Source organism: Bartonella sp. AD328YNZD (genome assembly GCF_042196425.1).
Window position 1 is genome coordinate 1 of sequence record NZ_JBHIQG010000465.1, and the last position, 1536, is coordinate 1536.

The 1536-nt window shown below is 41.8% G+C and carries 2 protein-coding genes; one reads left to right on the forward strand and one right to left on the reverse strand.

Going from position 1 to position 1536, the window contains the following annotated elements; translation table 11 throughout:
* On the reverse strand, window positions 1–464 hold a 464-nt coding region (locus tag ACFIO3_RS12855), incomplete at its 3' end, for a 50S ribosomal protein L25/general stress protein Ctc (protein WP_375704590.1).
* Between the two features lie 287 nt (window positions 465–751).
* Here ACFIO3_RS12855 and ACFIO3_RS12860 point away from each other — a divergent pair.
* On the forward strand, window positions 752–1536 hold a 785-nt coding region (locus tag ACFIO3_RS12860), incomplete at its 3' end, for a helicase HerA domain-containing protein (RefSeq protein WP_375704591.1).

The window sequence follows — 1536 nt, forward strand, 5'->3', positions numbered from 1 at the left end:
ATAGAGTAGCTGGAGAGATCAATTTCAATAGCTTCAGGAATAGCACTTGCTGGAGCTGTACATTCAATTTCGTGCCGAACAATATTGAGGACACCACCCTTTTTAAGTCCAGGGGCCGTATCTTCATTGAGGAAGTGGACAGGAATATTCACTTCTACAACGGATTTTGCTGAAATGCGTAAGAAATCTACATGGAGGGGAAAGTCACGCACGGGATCTAATTGATAATCTTTTGGCAAAACCATAATTTTTTGCTTGTCAAGAATAATCGTTGCAATGGTGGTACGAAAGCCACCAGCGTGAATTTTATAGAAAATTTCTTTATAGGGAACTGTTATTGCCAAAGGAGGTTGTTTTTCACCATAAATGACAGCAGGAATAAGACCGTTGCGGCGAAGTTCACGGGAGGACCCCTTACCAACCCGCTCGCGTTTTTCGGCCTTAAGAGTGTAGCTTTTGCTCATAATTTAAGTCCTTTTTACATGATTGGAGATCCTTCAAAAACAATAACAGTTTTTGCATGGATATGAAGATATGCGCTGATAAGCAGCGATTGCTCCATTCTGCGTTGCCTCCAAGGGTGTCTACGCAGAAGTCTGTTCTATAATTCAAACTATTCATAGATGCAAGAGTTGTGGGAAAAATCGATGATTTCTATCGTTAAAAAAGAGGAAATGTTACACATTATGGTACAGGATGGAGAATCAACCAATATGCGCTGATATGTTCAAAATCAAACACTGGAGATGTTATGAAGGTTGAGATTGCCTTGGGTGAGATATCAGAGAGTCGTGCTTTGCATAAATCGATGCCAGCACTTCTTGATTTGGAAGAGTTATTGGCAACACGTCTTCTTGTTCAAGGTAATTCTGGTTCAGGTAAATCACATCTTTTACGCCGTCTTCTAGAACAAAGTGCTCAGTGGGTACAGCATTGTGTGATTGATCCAGAAGGTGATTTTGTAACTTTGGCAGACAAATTTGGTCATGTTATTGTAGAGGCTCAACGGAGCGAACTAGAATTGACGCGTATTGCGCATCGCATTCGACAACATCGGGTTTCTGTAGTATTTAATCTTGAAGGTTTGGATACTGAACAACAGATGCGTGCTGTGGGTGCTTTCCTTGGGGCACTGTTTGATGTGGAACGTGATTATTGGTATCCTATGCTTGTCGTTGTTGATGAAGCACAATTGTTTGCTCCAACTGCTGCAGGAGAAGTTTCTGATGAAGCACGTAAAATTTCACTGAGTGCTATGACTAATCTTATGTGTCGGGGGCGCAAACGTGGTCTTGCTGGTGTTATTGCGACACAACGTTTGGCTAAGCTGGCCAAAAATGTTGCTGCTGAAGCTTCAAACTTTTTAATAGGGCGGACTTTTTTAGATATTGATATGGTGCGCGCTGCTGATCTTTTGGGAATGGAGCGTCGTCAAGCAGAAATGTTTAGAGATCTTGAGCGGGGAAATTTTATCGCTTTAGGTCCCGCTTTATCACGACGTCCCTTACCAATCATTATCGGTTCTGTTGAAACTTT